At 73.4% G+C, this 15,650-nt stretch carries 15 protein-coding genes; 13 read left to right on the forward strand and 2 right to left on the reverse strand.

Annotation, left to right across the window (positions count from 1 at the left end; all coding sequences use genetic code 11):
- Positions 1 to 46 precede the first annotated feature (46 nt).
- From HA073_RS09720 to HA073_RS09745, 6 genes are all read left to right on the forward strand, one after another.
- Positions 47 to 1,180 carry a sensor histidine kinase gene (locus HA073_RS09720; RefSeq protein WP_069088373.1) on the forward strand — a complete coding sequence of 378 codons (1,134 nt, stop codon included), beginning with the start codon at positions 47 to 49 and terminating at the stop codon, positions 1,178 to 1,180.
- Complete coding sequence (locus tag HA073_RS09725) at positions 1,177 to 1,839, forward strand: response regulator transcription factor (RefSeq protein ID WP_030499014.1); 663 nt, start codon at positions 1,177 to 1,179, stop codon at positions 1,837 to 1,839. Before HA073_RS09720 ends, HA073_RS09725 begins: the two co-directional genes overlap by 4 nt.
- A gap of 191 nt (positions 1,840 to 2,030) precedes the next feature.
- Positions 2,031 to 2,426, forward strand: a complete 396-nt coding sequence (locus HA073_RS09730; RefSeq protein ID WP_113973013.1) for a DUF6223 family protein — start codon at positions 2,031 to 2,033, stop codon at positions 2,424 to 2,426.
- 54 nt (positions 2,427 to 2,480) lie between these two features.
- Positions 2,481 to 2,945: a DUF6220 domain-containing protein gene (locus tag HA073_RS09735; RefSeq protein WP_043323072.1), complete on the forward strand. Its 465-nt coding sequence runs from the start codon at positions 2,481 to 2,483 to the stop codon at positions 2,943 to 2,945.
- On the forward strand, positions 2,942 to 4,993 hold the full coding sequence (locus HA073_RS09740) for a multicopper oxidase domain-containing protein (RefSeq protein ID WP_166456203.1): 2,052 nt from the start codon (positions 2,942 to 2,944) through the stop codon (positions 4,991 to 4,993). The genes HA073_RS09735 and HA073_RS09740 overlap by 4 nt, the downstream gene beginning before the upstream one ends.
- Before the next feature lie 11 nt (positions 4,994 to 5,004).
- The gene (locus HA073_RS09745) at positions 5,005 to 5,394 is read left to right on the forward strand and encodes a VOC family protein (RefSeq protein ID WP_043323075.1); all 390 of its coding nucleotides are present in this window, start codon (positions 5,005 to 5,007) and stop codon (positions 5,392 to 5,394) included.
- 141 nt (positions 5,395 to 5,535) lie between these two features.
- Here HA073_RS09745 and HA073_RS09750 read toward each other — a convergent pair whose 3' ends face one another.
- Positions 5,536 to 6,003 (reverse strand): DUF6069 family protein, encoded by a 468-nt coding sequence (locus tag HA073_RS09750; RefSeq protein WP_069088375.1) that lies wholly within the window; start codon positions 6,001 to 6,003, stop codon positions 5,536 to 5,538.
- Between the two features lie 94 nt (positions 6,004 to 6,097).
- Entirely contained in the window at positions 6,098 to 8,083 is a 1,986-nt protein-coding gene (locus tag HA073_RS09755; RefSeq protein WP_166456204.1) for an anthranilate synthase family protein, read from the reverse strand.
- Between the two features lie 214 nt (positions 8,084 to 8,297).
- Between HA073_RS09755 and HA073_RS09760 the strand changes: the two genes are divergently transcribed.
- From HA073_RS09760 to HA073_RS09790, 7 genes are read left to right on the forward strand one after another with little or no spacing between them, the layout of a single operon-like run.
- Positions 8,298 to 9,581 carry an aspartate kinase gene (locus HA073_RS09760; RefSeq protein WP_205796692.1) on the forward strand — a complete coding sequence of 428 codons (1,284 nt, stop codon included), beginning with the start codon at positions 8,298 to 8,300 and terminating at the stop codon, positions 9,579 to 9,581.
- 15 nt (positions 9,582 to 9,596) lie between these two features.
- Complete coding sequence (locus HA073_RS09765; protein WP_166456205.1) at positions 9,597 to 10,418, forward strand: 2-amino-3,7-dideoxy-D-threo-hept-6-ulosonate synthase; 822 nt, start codon at positions 9,597 to 9,599, stop codon at positions 10,416 to 10,418.
- A gap of 31 nt (positions 10,419 to 10,449) precedes the next feature.
- Positions 10,450 to 11,553, forward strand: a complete 1,104-nt coding sequence (locus tag HA073_RS09770; RefSeq protein ID WP_064445545.1) for a 3-dehydroquinate synthase II family protein — start codon at positions 10,450 to 10,452, stop codon at positions 11,551 to 11,553.
- A 26-nt stretch (positions 11,554 to 11,579) separates the two neighbouring features.
- A complete protein-coding gene (locus tag HA073_RS09775) occupies positions 11,580 to 12,341 on the forward strand; it encodes an amidohydrolase family protein (protein ID WP_166456206.1) in 762 nt (253 codons plus the stop codon).
- On the forward strand, positions 12,338 to 13,654 hold the full coding sequence (locus tag HA073_RS09780; RefSeq protein ID WP_113973005.1) for a phenylacetate--CoA ligase family protein: 1,317 nt from the start codon (positions 12,338 to 12,340) through the stop codon (positions 13,652 to 13,654). The genes HA073_RS09775 and HA073_RS09780 overlap by 4 nt, the downstream gene beginning before the upstream one ends.
- Before the next feature lie 10 nt (positions 13,655 to 13,664).
- The gene (locus tag HA073_RS09785; RefSeq protein ID WP_113973004.1) at positions 13,665 to 14,855 is read left to right on the forward strand and encodes an FAD-dependent monooxygenase; all 1,191 of its coding nucleotides are present in this window, start codon (positions 13,665 to 13,667) and stop codon (positions 14,853 to 14,855) included.
- Positions 14,855 to 15,640: a 2,3-dihydro-2,3-dihydroxybenzoate dehydrogenase gene (locus tag HA073_RS09790; protein WP_064445549.1), complete on the forward strand. Its 786-nt coding sequence runs from the start codon at positions 14,855 to 14,857 to the stop codon at positions 15,638 to 15,640. The genes HA073_RS09785 and HA073_RS09790 overlap by 1 nt, the downstream gene beginning before the upstream one ends.
- Positions 15,641 to 15,650 lie beyond the last annotated feature (10 nt).

The raw sequence follows: 15,650 nt of genomic DNA on the forward strand, positions 1-15,650 counted from the left end.
TGTTCGCTCGGGGCTCAACCCTGGCACCCTCCGCTAAAGTGCGATTATGAGGACTGGACTGTCCAGTGTGTGGGCCCGGGTGAAGAACTGGGTCATCGCGGTCGGTGTGGCGGCGGTGCTGCTGATCAGCGCGCTGGCCGGTGACCATCCCGCCCCCGACGGCCTCGGGCTGCTCGGCTACGCGCTGGTGGTGGCGAGCGGCCTGGCGCTGGCCGCCAGTCGCCGGGCTCCGGTCGCCGTGCTGGTCGCCACCGGGCTGTGCGTGGTGGGCTACAACGCGGTCGGCTTCGGGGTGCCGGCCATCGCGTACCTGTTCGCGGTGTACGCGGCGGTCCGGGCCGGGCACCGGCTCGTCACGCTCGGGGTGAGCGCGGCCCTGCTCGTCGTGCTGCCGCTGGCGATCATGGTCTCGCCGGCGGACGGCGCCCTCAAGGAGGCGCTCGCGCAGTCGCGGGGCGTGCTCGAACTGGCCTGGCTGGTCGCCGCGGCGGCGGCCGGTGAGGCGTTGCGGCAGGCCGAGCGGCGGGCGGACGAGGCGGAGCGCACCCGCGAGGAGACCGCCCGGCTGCGCGCGACCCAGGAGCGGCTGCACATCGCACGGGAGCTGCACGACTCGCTCACCCACCAGATCTCGATCATCAAGGTGCAGGCGGAGGTCGCGGTCCACCTGGCCCGTAAGCGCGGCGAGCAGGTGCCGGAGTCGCTGCTGGCGATCCAGGAGGCCGGCCGGGCGGCGACCCGGGAGCTGCGCGCGACCCTGGAGACGCTGCGCGACCTGACCAAGTCCCCGTCGCACGGGCTCGACCACCTCCCGGAACTGCTGGCCGGGGCCGAGAAGATCGGCCTGGCCACCACGCTGACGATCGAGGGTGACCAGCGGGACGTGCCGGAGGCGGTGGGCCGCACCGCGTACCGGATCGTCCAGGAGTCGCTCACCAACACGGCCCGGCACGCCTCCGCCGCGGCCGCCGCGGTCCGCATCGACTACCGCCCGGACGCGCTGAGCATCCGGATCGACGACGACGGCACGGCCCGGCCGGGCGCCGCCCCGGTGCCCGGCGTCGGGCTGCTCGGGATGCACGAGCGGGTCCTCGCGCTGGGCGGCCGGCTCCGGGCGGAACCCCGCAGCGGCGGCGGGTTCACCGTCCAGGCAGAACTCCCGGTGGTGCGCGTCCCATGATCAGGATCATGCTGCTCGACGACCAGCCGCTGCTGCGCAGCGGGTTCCGCGCGCTGCTGGACGCCGAGGACGACATCGAGGTGGTGGCCGAGGGCGGGAACGGCCGGGAGGGCCTGGCCCTGGCCCGGCACCACCTGCCCGACCTCGCCCTGATCGACATCCAGATGCCGGTCATGGACGGCGTCGAGACGACCCGGCAGATCGTCGCGGACCCGGCGCTGGCCGGGGTACGCGTGGTCATCCTGACCAACTACGGCCTCGACGAGTACGTCTTCCACGCGCTGCGCGCCGGCGCCACCGGCTTCCTGGTCAAGGACATCGAGCCGGACGACCTGCTGCACGCCGTGCGGGTCGCCGCGCGCGGGGACGCGCTGCTCGCGCCGTCGATCACCCGGATGCTGATCAACAGGTACGTGTCGGAGCCGCTCTGCGCGGACGTCACGCCCGGCATGGAGGAGCTGACCAACCGGGAACGCGAGGCGGTCGCGCTGGCCGCCCGGGGCCTGTCCAACGACGAGATCGCCGATCGCATGGTGATCAGCCCGCTGACCGCGAAGACCCACGTCAACCGCGCCATGACCAAGCTCCAGGCCCGTGACCGCGCACAGCTGGTGGTGTTCGCCTACGAGTCCGGCCTGGTGTCACCCGGCAATCGCTGACCGGGCGGCACGGCCCGGTCTGTCGCTCGCAGTGCTGCGACTGCGGTATACGGCTGCTCCGCGCGCAGACGCCGCACCGCGGGAATACCGTCACCGCAGTAGATCGATTGTCTCCATCGGCATGACGACCCGTAGCGGCGTCGTTACCTACGCTGGCGCAGATGCCTGTTCCCGCAGCCGAAGGGGCTCCCATGTTCATCCGTCGTCTGCTCACCGCCGCCGCAACCGGCGTCCTCGGTGGGCTCGCACTCGTCGCGCCGGCGGCCGCGCAGGTGACGGCCGCCGACGGTGACGGTGGTTCCGGCCGGGCCGGGTCCGTGCTGGCGCTCGCGCTCGCGTTGCTCGGCCTCGTCCTGGGCGTGTGGGCGTTGCGCTCCGCGGGGCGCGGCGGCGGTCGTGGCAACGCGATCGCCGCGCTGGTGCTCGCGGCGGCCGGCCTGATTGCCGGTGTGGTCGCCCTGGCCGGCTCCGACGGCGGTGTCGGCAGCGGCAACGGCCGTGGCGGCGCCATCGTGTCCATCGTGCTGGCGCTGATCGGGATCGCCGTCGGCGGTCTGGCATTCACCCGCTCCCGGCGCGCCGCCTGACCGGCGCCGCCGACCGAACACCCCGGTGACCCAACCGACCCGAAGGGGAGTCCCATGCGCAAAGTGTTCGCCGGACTGGCAGCGTTCCTGCTGCTCGTGCTCGTGGTGCAGTTCTTCCTGGCCGCCAGCGGCGCGTTCAGCAACGAGGCCAACGAGGAGGCGTTCCGCCCCCACCGGATCCTCGGTCTGGGGAGCATCCTCGTCGCCGTGGTGCTGACGGTGGCCGCCGCGGTGATGCGGATGCCCGGCCGGATCATCGGCCTGTCCGGCCTGGTCGCCGGGCTGGGGATCCTGCAGGCCCTGATCGCGGTCATCGCCAAGGCGTTCGGCGACTCGGCCGGCGACTCGGCCGTCGGCCGGTACGTGTTCGGCCTGCACGCGGTCAACGGGCTGGTGATGGTGGCCGTCGCCCGCGTCATCCTGCGCAGCGTCCGGCCGGGGCCGGACACGACGACCACGCCCGGCGTGGACACCACTGTGACCGGCCCGGCGGCCGACTCGGCGCGAACGGCCTCATGAGCACGCTCCAATGGATCCTCGTGGACCACGTCGTGGCACTGCTCGGTGTCGCGACGTGGTTCGCGGCAGGCGTGACCGCCGCGCTCGGCCGCAACCGCCTCGCGCTGGGCCTGCTCGCCGCCGCGGTGCTCGTGACGATCACCCGGCTGGGCACCGTGGCGCTGCTGGCCGGGCGCGGCTGGTGGTTCGTCCAGGAGAAGGTTCTGCTGGGGCTGCCGCTGCTCTTCGCCGCCGGGATCGTCGCGGTGCTCCTCGCCGGCCCGCGGCTGCTCGCGGCCCGGCAGTCGCCGGCCACGGGCCTGCCGGCCGGCGGGCTCGTCGCGCTGCTGACCGCCGGTTACGCCGCGCTGGCCGGCCTGGTGGTGACGTTCACCGCCGGCTACCCGTTGACGTTGAGCACCTCGCTGATCGCCGTCGCCGTCGTCTGCGCCGGCGCGCTGCTCACCGCCCGGGTGGTCGGACGACCCACCGGGCAGGGCGCGGACGCGGGCGCCCCGGAACGCTCGGCGGTGGCGGACGCCGGCTCCGCCGAACGCTCGGCGGCGGCTGACGCGGGCTCTCCCGAACAAGCGCCGGTGGCGGCCGGGGCGTCGGCGCTGTCCCGTCGCCGGTTCCTCGGCGTGGCCGGCGGCGTCGTCGCGGCGGGCGCCGGCGCCACCGGCGTCGGCCTGCTCTTCCGGGAGCCCGAGGCGATGGTCACCGGAGGCGGCCCCGGACACGCCGGCGGCGCTGGCCCGAAGGTTTCCGTGGCGGACCTGCGCGGCCCCGGCGCGCCGGCGGCGGGCGGCACCGCGCGACGCCACGTGCTCACCGCCCGGACGGGCACCGTCACGCTGCCGGAAGGGCGTCCGATCGACGCCTGGAGCTACGAGGGCCGGCTGCCCGGGCCGGCCATCACCGCGACCGAGGGCGACCTGATCGAGGTGACGCTCCGCAACGCCGACATCGAGAACGGTGTCACCCTGCACTGGCACGGGTACGACGTGCCGTGCGGCGAGGACGGCGCGCCGGGCGCCACGCAGCACGCGGTGCGGCCCGGCGGCGAGTTCGTCTACCGGTTCCGGGCGGACCAGGTGGGGACGTACTGGTACCACACCCACCAGGCGTCGCACCCCGCCGTGCGCAAGGGGCTGTACGGGACGCTCGTCGTGACGCCGCGCGAGGGCCGGCCGGACGCGGAGCGCGGGCTGGACCTGACGCTGCCGGTGCACACGTTCGACGACGTCGTGATCCTCGGCGACCAGGAGGGACGCGCCGTCCACGACGTCCGCCCGGGACAGCCGGTGCGGCTGCGTCTGATCAACACCGACTCGAACCCGCACTGGTTCGCCGTCGCCGGCTCGGCGTTCCGGCTGGTGGCCGTCGACGGCCGCGACCTCAACCAGCCGGGCGAGGTACGCGAGGTCGGCCTCCGCCTGCCCGCCGGTGGCCGGTACGACGTGGTCCTGACCATGCCGGACGCCACTGTCACGCTGCTGCTCGACCACGACCCCGACCAGGGCGTCCTGCTGCGCCCGGCCGGTGCCGGCGGCGGCGACCGCACCCTGCCGGACACCGGCGACTGGCCCGAACTGGACCTGCTGGAATACGGCGAGCCGGCACCCGTGCCGTTCGACGGCGACGACGCCGACCGGCACTTCACCATCGTCCTCGACCGCGCCCTGGCCATGGTCGACGGCAAGCCCGCCTATGCCCAGGCCGTCGACGGCCGCGCGCACCCCTCCGTCCCGGACCAGCTCGTCCGGGAGGGTGACGTCGTGCGCTTCACGGTGGTCAACCGGAGCCTGGAGACCCACCCGTGGCACCTGCACGGTCATCCGGTGCTGATCCTGTCCCGCGACGGCCGGCGCTACTCCGGCAGCCCGCTGTGGATGGACACGTTCGACGTACGGCCGGGAGAGGTCTGGGAGGTGGCGTTCCGGGCGGACAATCCGGGTGTCTGGATGAACCACTGCCACAACCTGCCGCACCAGGAGCAGGGCATGATGCTGCGGCTCGTCTACGACGGTGTCACCACGCCCTTCGACAGCACGAGCCACGCACACTGAGGGGGACTGCCATGACCGCAGACGTGCACGCCCTGGCCGGCGTCCGCTACGTCGTCGACGACGTGCCGGCGGCGATCGAGTTCTACACCGCCCACCTGGGTTTCACGGTGTCGACCGCGTTCCCGCCGGCCTTCGCGGACGTGGTGCGCGGGCCGCTGCGGCTGCTGCTGTCCGGTCCGGCCAGCTCGGGCGCCCGGGTCACGCCGGCGGACGCGGCCGGGTGCGGGCGCAACCGTATCCACCTGATCGTCGACGACGTCGACGCCGAACGGGAGCGGCTGCAGCGGGCCGGGGTGACGTTACGCAGCGACATCGTGTCCGGGCCGGGCGGTCGTCAGTTCCTGGTCGCCGACCCGGCCGGCAACCTGGTCGAGATCTTCGAGCCCACGGCCCGCGGCTGAGCCACCGGACCCGACCGCCTCCCGTCTACCCCGGACCGTCCGCGCCGATCTTGCACTTACCGCCCTTCCAGTGCCGGGGATATCCCTTTTGCGGGGGCCGAAAGTGCAAGATCGCGGAGGCCGGGAGGGACGGTGGCGGGATCAGTACCGGTTCGTGGTGGGTGCGGAGAGCCGGGCGGCCAGGACGGGGATGATCACCGCGCCGGCGATCACGTGGGTGCCGGCCAGAACGAGCTGCGTGGACACGGCGGTGTCCTGGGCGAAGGCCGGCGCGGCGAGGGACAGCACTGTGAACGCGACAGTGCCGGCCACGAAGACGCGTACGGGCCGCCGGGCCCGCCGGGCCGCGACCACCGCCAGGACGATCCCGCCGATCGACCAGAGCACGACGCTGCGGGCGATGGCGCCCACCGGGATCGCCTGCGCCTGCTCCTCCCAGACCCCCGCCGCCTCCATCGGCACGCCGAGACCCCGGGCGGCGAGCGTGAACGCCTCCGCGGCCACCGCCCCGGCGAGGGTGGCCAGCACGCCGACCAGCCACACCGGAGTGGTGGCCGGCGACCGGTTCGACCGCGCCGCGACGGGGGGTCGGTGAGTGGCCTCATCCACGGCGTCGCCTCCGGTCCGGTGCCTCGATGTGTTCTCGGGAGAATGCGGGGACGCCACGACGGCAGTCAATCGTGGACAGTTGAACGCCGAGGCGTCACGGCCGGGTCCCGCGCCGGCCCGCCGCCCCGGCCGCGGCGGCGGCCGTGCCGTCGGCGAGCAGGGAGACCAGCAGATCGCCCAGGATCCGCGGGCCGTGCTGGGTGAGGACCGACTCCAGGTGGAACTGGACGGACCGGAATCCCGCGCCGCGCAGCGCGTGCACGTCACCGCTGTCCGGGCTGCGGCTGATCTCGATCGGGCCCCGGCGGCCACCGGCCACCACGTCGTGCGCGGAACGGGCCGTGTAGGTGTTGTAGAACCCCACCAGCTCCGGCCGGCCGAACAGGTCGATCCGCTTCTGCACGCCCTGGTTGGGCACCGCGCGCCGGGCGAGGGGGAACCCCAGCTCGGCGGCGAGCACCTGGTGGCCCAGGCAGATGGACAGGAACGGCACCGTCCCGGCGAGCAGGTCGCGGGTGAGCCCGCGCAGAGTCCGCATCCGCCTGTCGCTCAGGTCGCCCGGGTCGCCGGGGCCGGGACCGACGACGACGAGGTCGTATCCGTCCGGCCGCAGCGGGCTGTCGAACCGGACGATGCTCGACCGCAGCCCGAGGGCCCGCAGCTGGTGGTCGAGCATGGCCATGAAGGTGTCCTCGTTGTCGACGACGAGCACGCGGCGCCCGGCCAGCGCCCGGTTCGGGATTCTCCGCTCCGCGCCGTCGAGCCAGAACCTCGACAGCGTGGCGTTGCGCTCGCGCAACGCCCGCCGTACCCGGGGGTCGGTGGCCAGGGACGAGCGTGCCCGCACGGGCGTCGCCGGCCCGCCGTCCGGGCCGGCCGGGTCGACGCCGAGGCCGAGCGCCGCGCGCATGCCGCCCGCCTTGGCCCGCGTCTCGGCCACCTCCGACTCCGGCTTGGAGTCGCGTACCAGGGTGGCGCCGACGCCCAGGCGGAGCGTGCCGTCGTGGTCGATCTCGGCGGTGCGGATCATGATGGCCGAGTCGAGCGTACGGCTGCCGGCCGGGTCACTGCCGATCAACGCGAGCACGCCGCCGTAGTAGCCGCGGCCGGTCGTCTCGTGGCGGGTGATGACCCGGAACGCGTTCTCGATCGGGCTGCCGGTGACGGTCGGCGCGAGCAGCGTCTCCCGCAGCACGTCGCGTACGTCCAGGTCGCTGCGGCCGGTCAGGATGTACTCGGAGTGCGTCACCCGCGCCATTTCCTTGAGGAACGGGCCGTGCACCTGGCCGCCGGAGGCGCACATCCGTGCCATCATTTTCAGTTCCTCGTCGACCACCATGTAGAGTTCGTTCGCCTCTTTCGGGTCGTTCAGGAATTCCAGCAGACCGGAAACCGCCGGGCCGTTCGGAGGATGCCGGTACGTCCCGCTGATGGGATTCATCGAGACGGTTCCGTCGATCATGCTGACGTGCCGTTCCGGTGACGCGCCGATGAACGTGCCGGCGCCGGAGTGGAACAGAAACGTCCAGTAGGAACCCAGCTCACCGGTCAGCAACCGGCGGAAGATCGCCAGTTCGGTGGCGGTCGAGCAGTCGGCCAGCCGCGCGGTGAAGGTGCGCCGGATGACGAAGTTGGATCCGGCGCCCTGCCCGATCTCGTCGCCCACCACCCGCTTGACGATCGCCGCGTAGTCCTCGTCGCTGAGGTCGAAGTCGGCGTCGGTCACCGGTACGGCGCGCTCGGGCAGGCCCGCCAGCGCCTGCTCGCGGTCGAGCCCGAACTGCTCGTGGACGCGCATCGCGAGCAGTGGAGCGCCGTCGTCGTGGCAGTCGTACCCCCGTTCGGTGACCTGCCGGTACGGCACCGCGACGAGCAGGTCGTGCCGCCCGCCGGTCGCCGGCCCGGCGGGCAGGGGCAGCTCGGCGAGCGTGTCCATCTGGCACACCTCGCCGGTCAGAACCTCCACGTACGCGCGCCCGGCGGCGCCGGGCCGGTGCAGCAGGGCGAAGGCACGCCCGTCGCCGCCGAGACCGGACAGCAGATCCGGGAATCCGGCCACGTTCGATTCCGTCCCGTCCATGTCGCTCCCTTTGCCCTAGAGATCGCCTGTCGATAGTGCGTCCGGCAAAAGGCGTCGCGCATGACGTGTTGTCGCCGACGGCATCACGTGTTTCCGGTAACGCGCCGACGTTATGGCGTGAACGACTGAATCGGCGGGCTACTACTCGGGCGAGTAGTGCCCACGCAGATCGACCGCGATTACTGTCGACCGCAATGCCGATACGACGAGGGCGGTGAAGACGACTGTGGACGTGCTGGTCCAGAAATACGGGGGCACCTCGCTGCAGACCCTCGACCGCGTACGGCACGCCGCGCTGCGGATCGCCGCGGCTCGGCGGGACGGGTCCGCCGTGACAGTTGTCGTGTCGGCCCGCGGCAGCCGCACCGACGACCTGCTGCGGCTCGCGGCCGACGTCGGCGCCGCCGGCCCGTCCCGGGAACTCGACCAGTTGCTCGCAGTCGGCGAGTCCGAGTCGGCGGCGCTGATGGCGCTGGCGTTGACCGGGCTCGGCGTGCCGGCCGTCTCACTGACCGGGCACCAGGCGGAGATCCACACCACCGACCGGCACGGCGACGCGCTGATCTCGCGGATCGGGGCGGCGCGGGTCGAGGCGGCGCTGGACCGCGGCGAGGTCGCCGTGGTCACCGGGTTCCAGGGGATCGACCGGGCCGGGGACGTCGCCACGCTCGGACGCGGCGGCTCCGACACGACAGCGGTGGCGCTCGCCGCCCGGCTGCGCGCGTCGGCGTGCGAGATCTACACCGACGTGGACGGCGTGTTCAGCGCCGACCCCCGCATCCTTCCGGCGGCGCGTTGCCTGCCGTGGGTCGAGCCCGGCGTCATGGCGGAGATGGCGTTCGCCGGCGCGCGGGTCCTGCACACCCGATGCATCGAACTGGCCGCCATGGAAGGGGTCGAAGTGCGCGTGCGCAACGCGTCGTCGCAGGCACCCGGAACGACGGTCGTGGACCGGCCGGACGACCGGCCGCTGGAGACCCGGCGGGCCGTGGTGGCGGTGACCCACGACACCGACGTGGTGCGCGTGCTGGTGCACTGCCGCGACGGCCGGCGGGACATGGCGCCCGACGTGTTCGAGGTGCTGGCCGCCCACGGCGCGGTGGCGGACCTGGTGGCCCGGTCCGGGCCGTACGAGAGCGAGTTCCGGATGGGGTTCACCATCCGCCGCAGCCAGGCCGACGCGGTGCGGACCGCGCTGCACGACCTCACCGCGTCCCTCGGTGGCGGCGTCCACTTCGACGAGAACGTCGGCAAGGTGTCGGTGGTCGGCATGGGCCTGCTCAGCCGCCCCGAGCACACGGCCCGGCTGATGGCGGCGCTGGCCTCGGCCGGGATCTCGACGAGCTGGATCTCCACCTCCCAGATGCGGCTGTCGGTGATCGTGTCGCGGGACCGCACCGTGGACGCCGTCGAAGCCCTGCACCGCGCGTTCCGCCTCGACCGGTCCGAGCCGGCGGACGCCACGTCCCTGACCTCCCGTCGTTCCGCCACCGCCTGAGAGAGGTAGGAAGCCGTGGCCGTACTCAACGCTTCGTTCGCTCGTGGCCTGCGTCTGCGCCGACTGTTCCGGCGCGGCGACGGACGCCTGCTCGTCGTCCCGCTCGACCACTCCGTCACCGACGGGCCACTTCGCCGCGACCTGAACTCGCTGCTCGGTGAGCTCGCCGGCACCGGCGTGGACGCCGTGGTGCTGCACAAGGGCAGCCTGCGGCACGTCGACCACGGCTGGTTCGGCGACATGTCGCTGATCGTGCACCTGAGCGTGAGCACCCGGCACGCGCCGGACCCGGACGCGAAGTACCTGGTCGCCCACGTGGAGGAGGCGCTGCGGCTGGGCGCCGACGCGGTCAGCGTGCACGTCAACCTGGGCTCGCCGCAGGAGGCGCGGCAGATCGCCGACCTGGCGGCGGTGGCGGGGGAGTGCGAACGCTGGAACGTACCGCTGCTGGCCATGGTGTACGCCCGCGGGCCGCAGATCACCGACTCCCGGGCGCCGGAACTGGTGGCGCACGCCGCGACGCTCGCCGCCGATCTCGGCGCCGACATCGTCAAGACCGACTACGCGGGTACGCCCGAGCAGATGGCCGAGGTGGTGCGTGGCTGCCCGATCCCGCTGATCGTGGCCGGCGGCCCGCGCTCGGCCGACACGCCGACAGTGCTCGCCTACGTCTCGGACGCGCTGCGCGCCGGTGTGGCCGGCATGGCCATGGGCCGCAACGTGTTCCAGGCCGAGCAGCCCGGCCTGATGGCCGCCGCCGTGGCGCGTCTGGTGCACGAACCACGGCACGTCCCGGACCGGTACGACGTCGACGACCGGCTCGCCCTTACGTCCTGAGACTCCCTGACCGTCCACCGAGGAGAAACCCGTGAAGCTGTGCTGGCTGGACATCCGTAACGTCAACGGCGCCAAGGAGGCAATCGTCGAGGAGGCGGTCCACCAGCGGGTGGACGCCGTCGTGGCGGCCGATCCGGCCGACCTGGAGACGCTCCCCCCGACGGTGAGGAAGGTGCTGTTCCCACAGGGCGGGCCGCTGCCGGAGAAGCTGGAACCGGCCGACCTGGTGATCGTCGAACCGGCCCGGCACGGCGAGCCCGCCGAACTGGCGGCCCGGTACCCGGACGTGGAGTTCGGCCGGTACGTCGAGATCGTCGACGCGGACAGCCTGGAGGACGCCTGCCGGTCCGCGCGCCACGACCGGTGGAGCCTGCTGTACTTCCGCGACCCCACCAAGATTCCGCTGGAGATCGTGCTGGCCGCCGCGGCGGGCGCGGCGGGCAGCATCATCACGCAGGTCGCCGACGTCGAGGAGGCGGAGATCGTCTTCGGCGTGCTGGAGCACGGCTCGGACGGCGTGATGCTGGCGCCGCGCGCCGTGGGGGAGGCCACCGAGCTGCGGACCGCGGCGGTGAGCACGGCGGCGGACCTGTCGCTCGTGGAGCTGGAGGTCACCGGCATCCGGCGGGTGGGCATGGGCGAGCGCGCCTGCGTCGACACCTGCACGAACTTCCGCCTGGACGAGGGCATCCTGGTCGGCTCGCACTCCACCGGCATGATCCTGTGCTGCAGCGAGACGCATCCGCTGCCGTACATGCCGACCCGGCCGTTCCGGGTCAACGCCGGCGCGCTGCACTCGTACACGCTGTCCGCCGGCGGGCGGACCAACTACCTCAGCGAGCTGGTCTCCGGCGGCCGGGTGCTGGCCGTCGACTCGCAGGGGAAGTCCCGGGTCGTCACCGTGGGACGGGTCAAGATCGAGACGCGCCCGCTGCTGGCGATCGACGCGGTCTCCCCCTCCGGGACACCTGTCAACCTCATCGTCCAGGACGACTGGCACGTGCGCGTGCTCGGGCCCGGGGGCACGGTCCTCAACGTCACCGAGCTGACCGCCGGCACGAAGGTGCTCGGCTACCTGCCGGTGGAGAAGCGGCACGTCGGCTACCCGATCGACGAGTTCTGCATCGAGAAGTGAGCGGCGGCGGGAAGGGGAGCGGGGCGATGACCGCGCAGCCGGTGCTGGACTTCCACGTACGCCTGGCGCCCCGGCCCGGCGCGCGACAGCGGCTGCTCGACGCGCTGGGCGAGTGCGGGCTGGCGCGGGCGGTGGTGTGCGCGGGCGGCACCATCGACCTGGACCGGCTGTCCCGCCAGCTCGTCACCGGTGGCCACGTCGAGACCGACGCCGACAACGACGCGGTGGCGGCGGCCTGCGCGGGCACCGACGGGCGGCTGGTGCCGTTCTTCTTCGCCAACCCGCACCGGCCGGCCGAGGCGTACCGGTCCCGGGCCGCCGAGTTCCGCGGCCTGGAGATCTCACCCGCCGTGCACGGCGTCGCCCTCACCGACCCGCGGGTCGCCGACCTGGTGGCCGTGGCGGCGGAGTTCGACCATCCGGTGTACGTGGTCTGCCTGGACCGTCCCGGCGCGGGCGTGGCCGACCTGGTCGGCCTGAGCCGCCGGTTCCCGCGGGTGAGCTTCGTGCTCGGGCACAGCGGCATCGGCAACATCGACCTCTACGCCCTGAGCCTGATCCAGGACGAGCCGAACATCTCGCTGGAGACCTCCGGCGGCTACACCTGCGTGGCCGAGGCGGCGCTGCGCCGCCTCGGCGACGGCCGGGTGGTGTTCGGCTCCGAGTACCCGCTGCAGCACCCGGCCGTGGAGCTGGCCAAGTTCCAGGCGTTGCGACTGCCGCCGGACCAGTGGCGGCGGGTCGCCTGGGACAACGCGCATCGACTGCTAGGAGAGGAGAAGCGGTGAGCGAGCCGAGTTCGACCCTGCCCCGGCTCGGCCAGTGGCACGGCCCCGAGGACCTGCGGCGCCTTCAGGAGAAGCAACTGGCGGAGACGTTCACCTGGGCGGCCCGATCGCCGTTCTACCGGGCGCGGCTGACGTCCGGGGCGCCGCCGGTGACCCCGGCCGACCTGGCCGACCTGCCGCTGACCACCAAGCAGGACCTGCGGGACAACTACCCCTTCGGCATGCTCGCCGTGCCCCGCGAACGGCTGGCGACCTACCACGAGTCGAGCGGCACCGCCGGCAAGCCCACCCCCTCCTACTACACCGAGGAGGACTGGACCGACCTGGCGGAGCGCTTCGCCCGCAAGTGGATCGGCATGTCCGCCGACGACGTGTTCCTGGTCCGCACGCCGTACGCGCTGCTGCTGACCGGGCACCTCGCCCACGCCGCCGCCCGGCTGCGCGGGGCCACCGTGGTGCCCGGCGACAACCGGTCGCTGGCCATGCCGTACGCCCGGGTGGTCCGGGTGATGCACGACCTGGACGTCACGCTCACCTGGTCGGTGCCGACGGAGTGCCTGATCTGGGCCGCCGCGGCGATCGCGGCCGGGCACCGGCCCGACATCGACTTCCCGGCGCTGCGCGCGCTGTTCGTCGGCGGCGAGCCGATGACCGACGCCCGCCGACGGCGGATCAGCCGCCTGTGGGGGGTGCCGGTCATCGAGGAGTACGGCTCGACCGAGACCGGCAGCCTGGCCGGCGAGTGCGCCGAGGGCCGCCTGCACCTGTGGGCCGACCGGGCGCTGTTCGAGGTGTATGACCCGGCCACCGGGACGGTCCGCGCGGACGGGGACGGCCAGCTCGTGGTCACGCCGCTGTTCCGGGAGGCGATGCCGCTGCTGCGGTACAACCTCGAGGACAACGTGTCGGTCTCCTACGACGACTGCGAGTGCGGCTGGAAGCTGCCCACCGTGCGGGTGCTCGGCCGGTCGGCGTTCGGCTACCGGGTCGGCGGTGCCACGATCACCCAGCACCGGCTGGAGGAACTGGTCTTCTCCCTCCCCGAGGCGTACCGGGTGATGTTCTGGCGGGCCAAGGCGGAACCGGCGCTGCTGCGGGTCCAGATCGAGGTGGCCGCCGCGCACCGGGTCGCCGCCGAGGCGGAGCTGACCCACGCGATCGGGGCCGCGTTCGGCGTGGACAGCGAGGTCACCGGCCTGGCGCCCGGGAGCCTGATCCCGCTGGACGCGCTGACCAGCATGCCGGACGTGGTGAAGCCACGCAGCCTGTTCGGCCCGGACGAGGACTGGAGCAAAGCGCTCCTCTACTACTGAGGGAACCGACATGCCGCAGATGAGGGTCGCCGTGGCCGGCGCCGGCATCGCCGGGCTCGCCTTCGCCGCCGCCCTGCGCCGGGCCGGGATCGACTGCCACGTGTACGAGCAGGCCGAACAGCTGACGGAGGTGGGCGCGGGCGTGCAGGTGGCGCCGAACGCCACCCGGCTGCTGCACCGGCTGGGCCTGCGCGACCGCCTGCGTACGGTGGCGGTGGCGCCGCAGGCGATCGAGATGCGCCGCTGGGACGACGGCACGCTGCTGCAACGCACCCCGCTGGGCAGCGCGTGCGGACGCCGCTTCGGCGCGCCGTACTACGTGGTGCACCGCGCGGATCTGCACAGCAGCCTGCTGTCGCTGGTGCCGCCCGACCGGGTGCACCTGGGCGCCCGCCTCACCGCCGTGACGCAGACCGCCGACGAGGCGTACCTGCACCTGTCCAACGGCACCACCGTCGCGGCGGATCTCGTGGTGGGCGCCGACGGCATCCACTCGGTCGCGCGCGAGCAGATCGTGGCGGACCGGCCGCGCTTCTCCGGGCAGTCCATCTACCGCGGGCTGGTGCCGGCCGAGCGGGTGCCGTTCCTGCTCACCGAACCCCGGGTGCAGTTGTGGCTCGGGCCGGACCAGCACTGCGTCTGCTATCCGGTGTCCGCCGGCCGGCAGGTGAGCTTCGGCGCGACGGTGCCGGCCACCGACTGGCGGCAGGAGTCGTGGTCCGGCCGGGGCGACGTGTCGCAGCTCGCGGCCGCGTACGCCGGCTGGCACCCGGACGTCACCCGGCTGATCGCCGCGGCCGACCGGGTCGGCAGGTGGGCGCTGCACGACCGGGAGAGCATCGACCGGCTCAGCGCGGGACGGGTGACGCTGATCGGCGACGCCGCGCACCCGATGCTGCCGTTCCAGGCGCAGGGCGCGAACCAGGCCGTCGAGGACGCGGTGGTGCTCGCGGTCTGCCTGGCCGGCGTGGAGCCGGCGGGCCTGGGCGCCGCGCTGCGCCGCTACGAACGGATCCGCCTGCCCCGGACCACCCGGATCCAGCGCCAGTCCCGGGCCAACGCCGAGACGTTCCACCTGGCCGACGGCGCCGACCAGCGCCGCCGGGACGTCGCCGCGCAGTCCTCGTCCGGCCTGGACCGCCACGAATGGCTCTTCGGGTACGACGCCGAGAAAGCCACCACGACCAGCGGAGGCACCTGATGGAACTGACCGGAATCGAGTCGAGGGTCGCCCTGGTCACCGGCGCGGCGCAGGGCATCGGCGCCGCCGTGGCCGGTGTGCTGGCCCGGGCGGGCGCGCAGGTGGCGGCGGTGGACCGCAACGCCGAGGCGCTGACCACAGTCGTGACGAAGCTCGCCGCCGAGGGCGACTCGGCGCGCGCCTACTGCGTCGACGTGTGCGACAGCGACGCGGTGGACGCGCTTGTGCGGCGGGTCGAGGACGAGATGGGCCCGGTCGGCATCCTGGTGAACGCCGCCGGCGTGCTGCACACCGGACCGGTCGTCGAGCTGTCCGACCGGCAGTGGCGCCGGACCTTCTCGGTGAACGCCGACGGCGTGTTCCACGTGTCCCGGGCGGTGGCGCGGCGGATGGTCGGCCGCCGCCGGGGCGCGATCGTCACCGTGGCGTCCAACGCCGCCGGGGTGCCGCGTACCGAGATGGCCGCGTACGCCGCCTCCAAGGCCGCGTCCGCCCAGTTCACCCGCTGCCTGGGGCTGGAGCTGTCCGGCTACGGCATCCGGTGCAACGTGGTCTCGCCCGGCTCCACCGACACCCCCATGCTGCGGGCGATGCTCGGCGAGGGCGCCGACCCGAGCGCGGTGATCGAGGGCACGCCGGGCGCGTACCGCGTCGGCATCCCGCTGCGCAAGCTGGCCCAGCCGCGCGACGTGGCCGAGGCGGTCGCCTACCTGGTGTCCGACCAGGCGGGCCACGTGACCATGCACGACCTGTACGTCGACGGCGGCGCCGCCCTGCACGTGTGACGCCGTCGCA

This window comes from Micromonospora sp. CMU55-4 (genome assembly GCF_011602315.1).
In the GTDB taxonomy this organism is placed as follows: Bacteria; Actinomycetota; Actinomycetes; order Mycobacteriales; family Micromonosporaceae; genus Micromonospora; species Micromonospora chalcea.

Coding starts and splice junctions, on each gene's coding strand:
- HA073_RS09740 (WP_166456203.1), top strand. CDS start 2,942: ATGAGCACGCTCCAATGGATCCTCGTGGACCACGTCGTGGCACTGCTC.
- HA073_RS09725 (WP_030499014.1), top strand. CDS start 1,177: ATGATCAGGATCATGCTGCTCGACGACCAGCCGCTGCTGCGCAGCGGG.
- HA073_RS09755 (WP_166456204.1), bottom strand. CDS start 8,083: ATGGACGGGACGGAATCGAACGTGGCCGGATTCCCGGATCTGCTGTCC.
- HA073_RS09720 (WP_069088373.1), top strand. CDS start 47: ATGAGGACTGGACTGTCCAGTGTGTGGGCCCGGGTGAAGAACTGGGTC.
- HA073_RS09730 (WP_113973013.1), top strand. CDS start 2,031: ATGTTCATCCGTCGTCTGCTCACCGCCGCCGCAACCGGCGTCCTCGGT.
- HA073_RS09785 (WP_113973004.1), top strand. CDS start 13,665: ATGCCGCAGATGAGGGTCGCCGTGGCCGGCGCCGGCATCGCCGGGCTC.
- HA073_RS09745 (WP_043323075.1), top strand. CDS start 5,005: ATGACCGCAGACGTGCACGCCCTGGCCGGCGTCCGCTACGTCGTCGAC.
- HA073_RS09735 (WP_043323072.1), top strand. CDS start 2,481: ATGCGCAAAGTGTTCGCCGGACTGGCAGCGTTCCTGCTGCTCGTGCTC.
- HA073_RS09775 (WP_166456206.1), top strand. CDS start 11,580: ATGACCGCGCAGCCGGTGCTGGACTTCCACGTACGCCTGGCGCCCCGG.
- HA073_RS09790 (WP_064445549.1), top strand. CDS start 14,855: ATGGAACTGACCGGAATCGAGTCGAGGGTCGCCCTGGTCACCGGCGCG.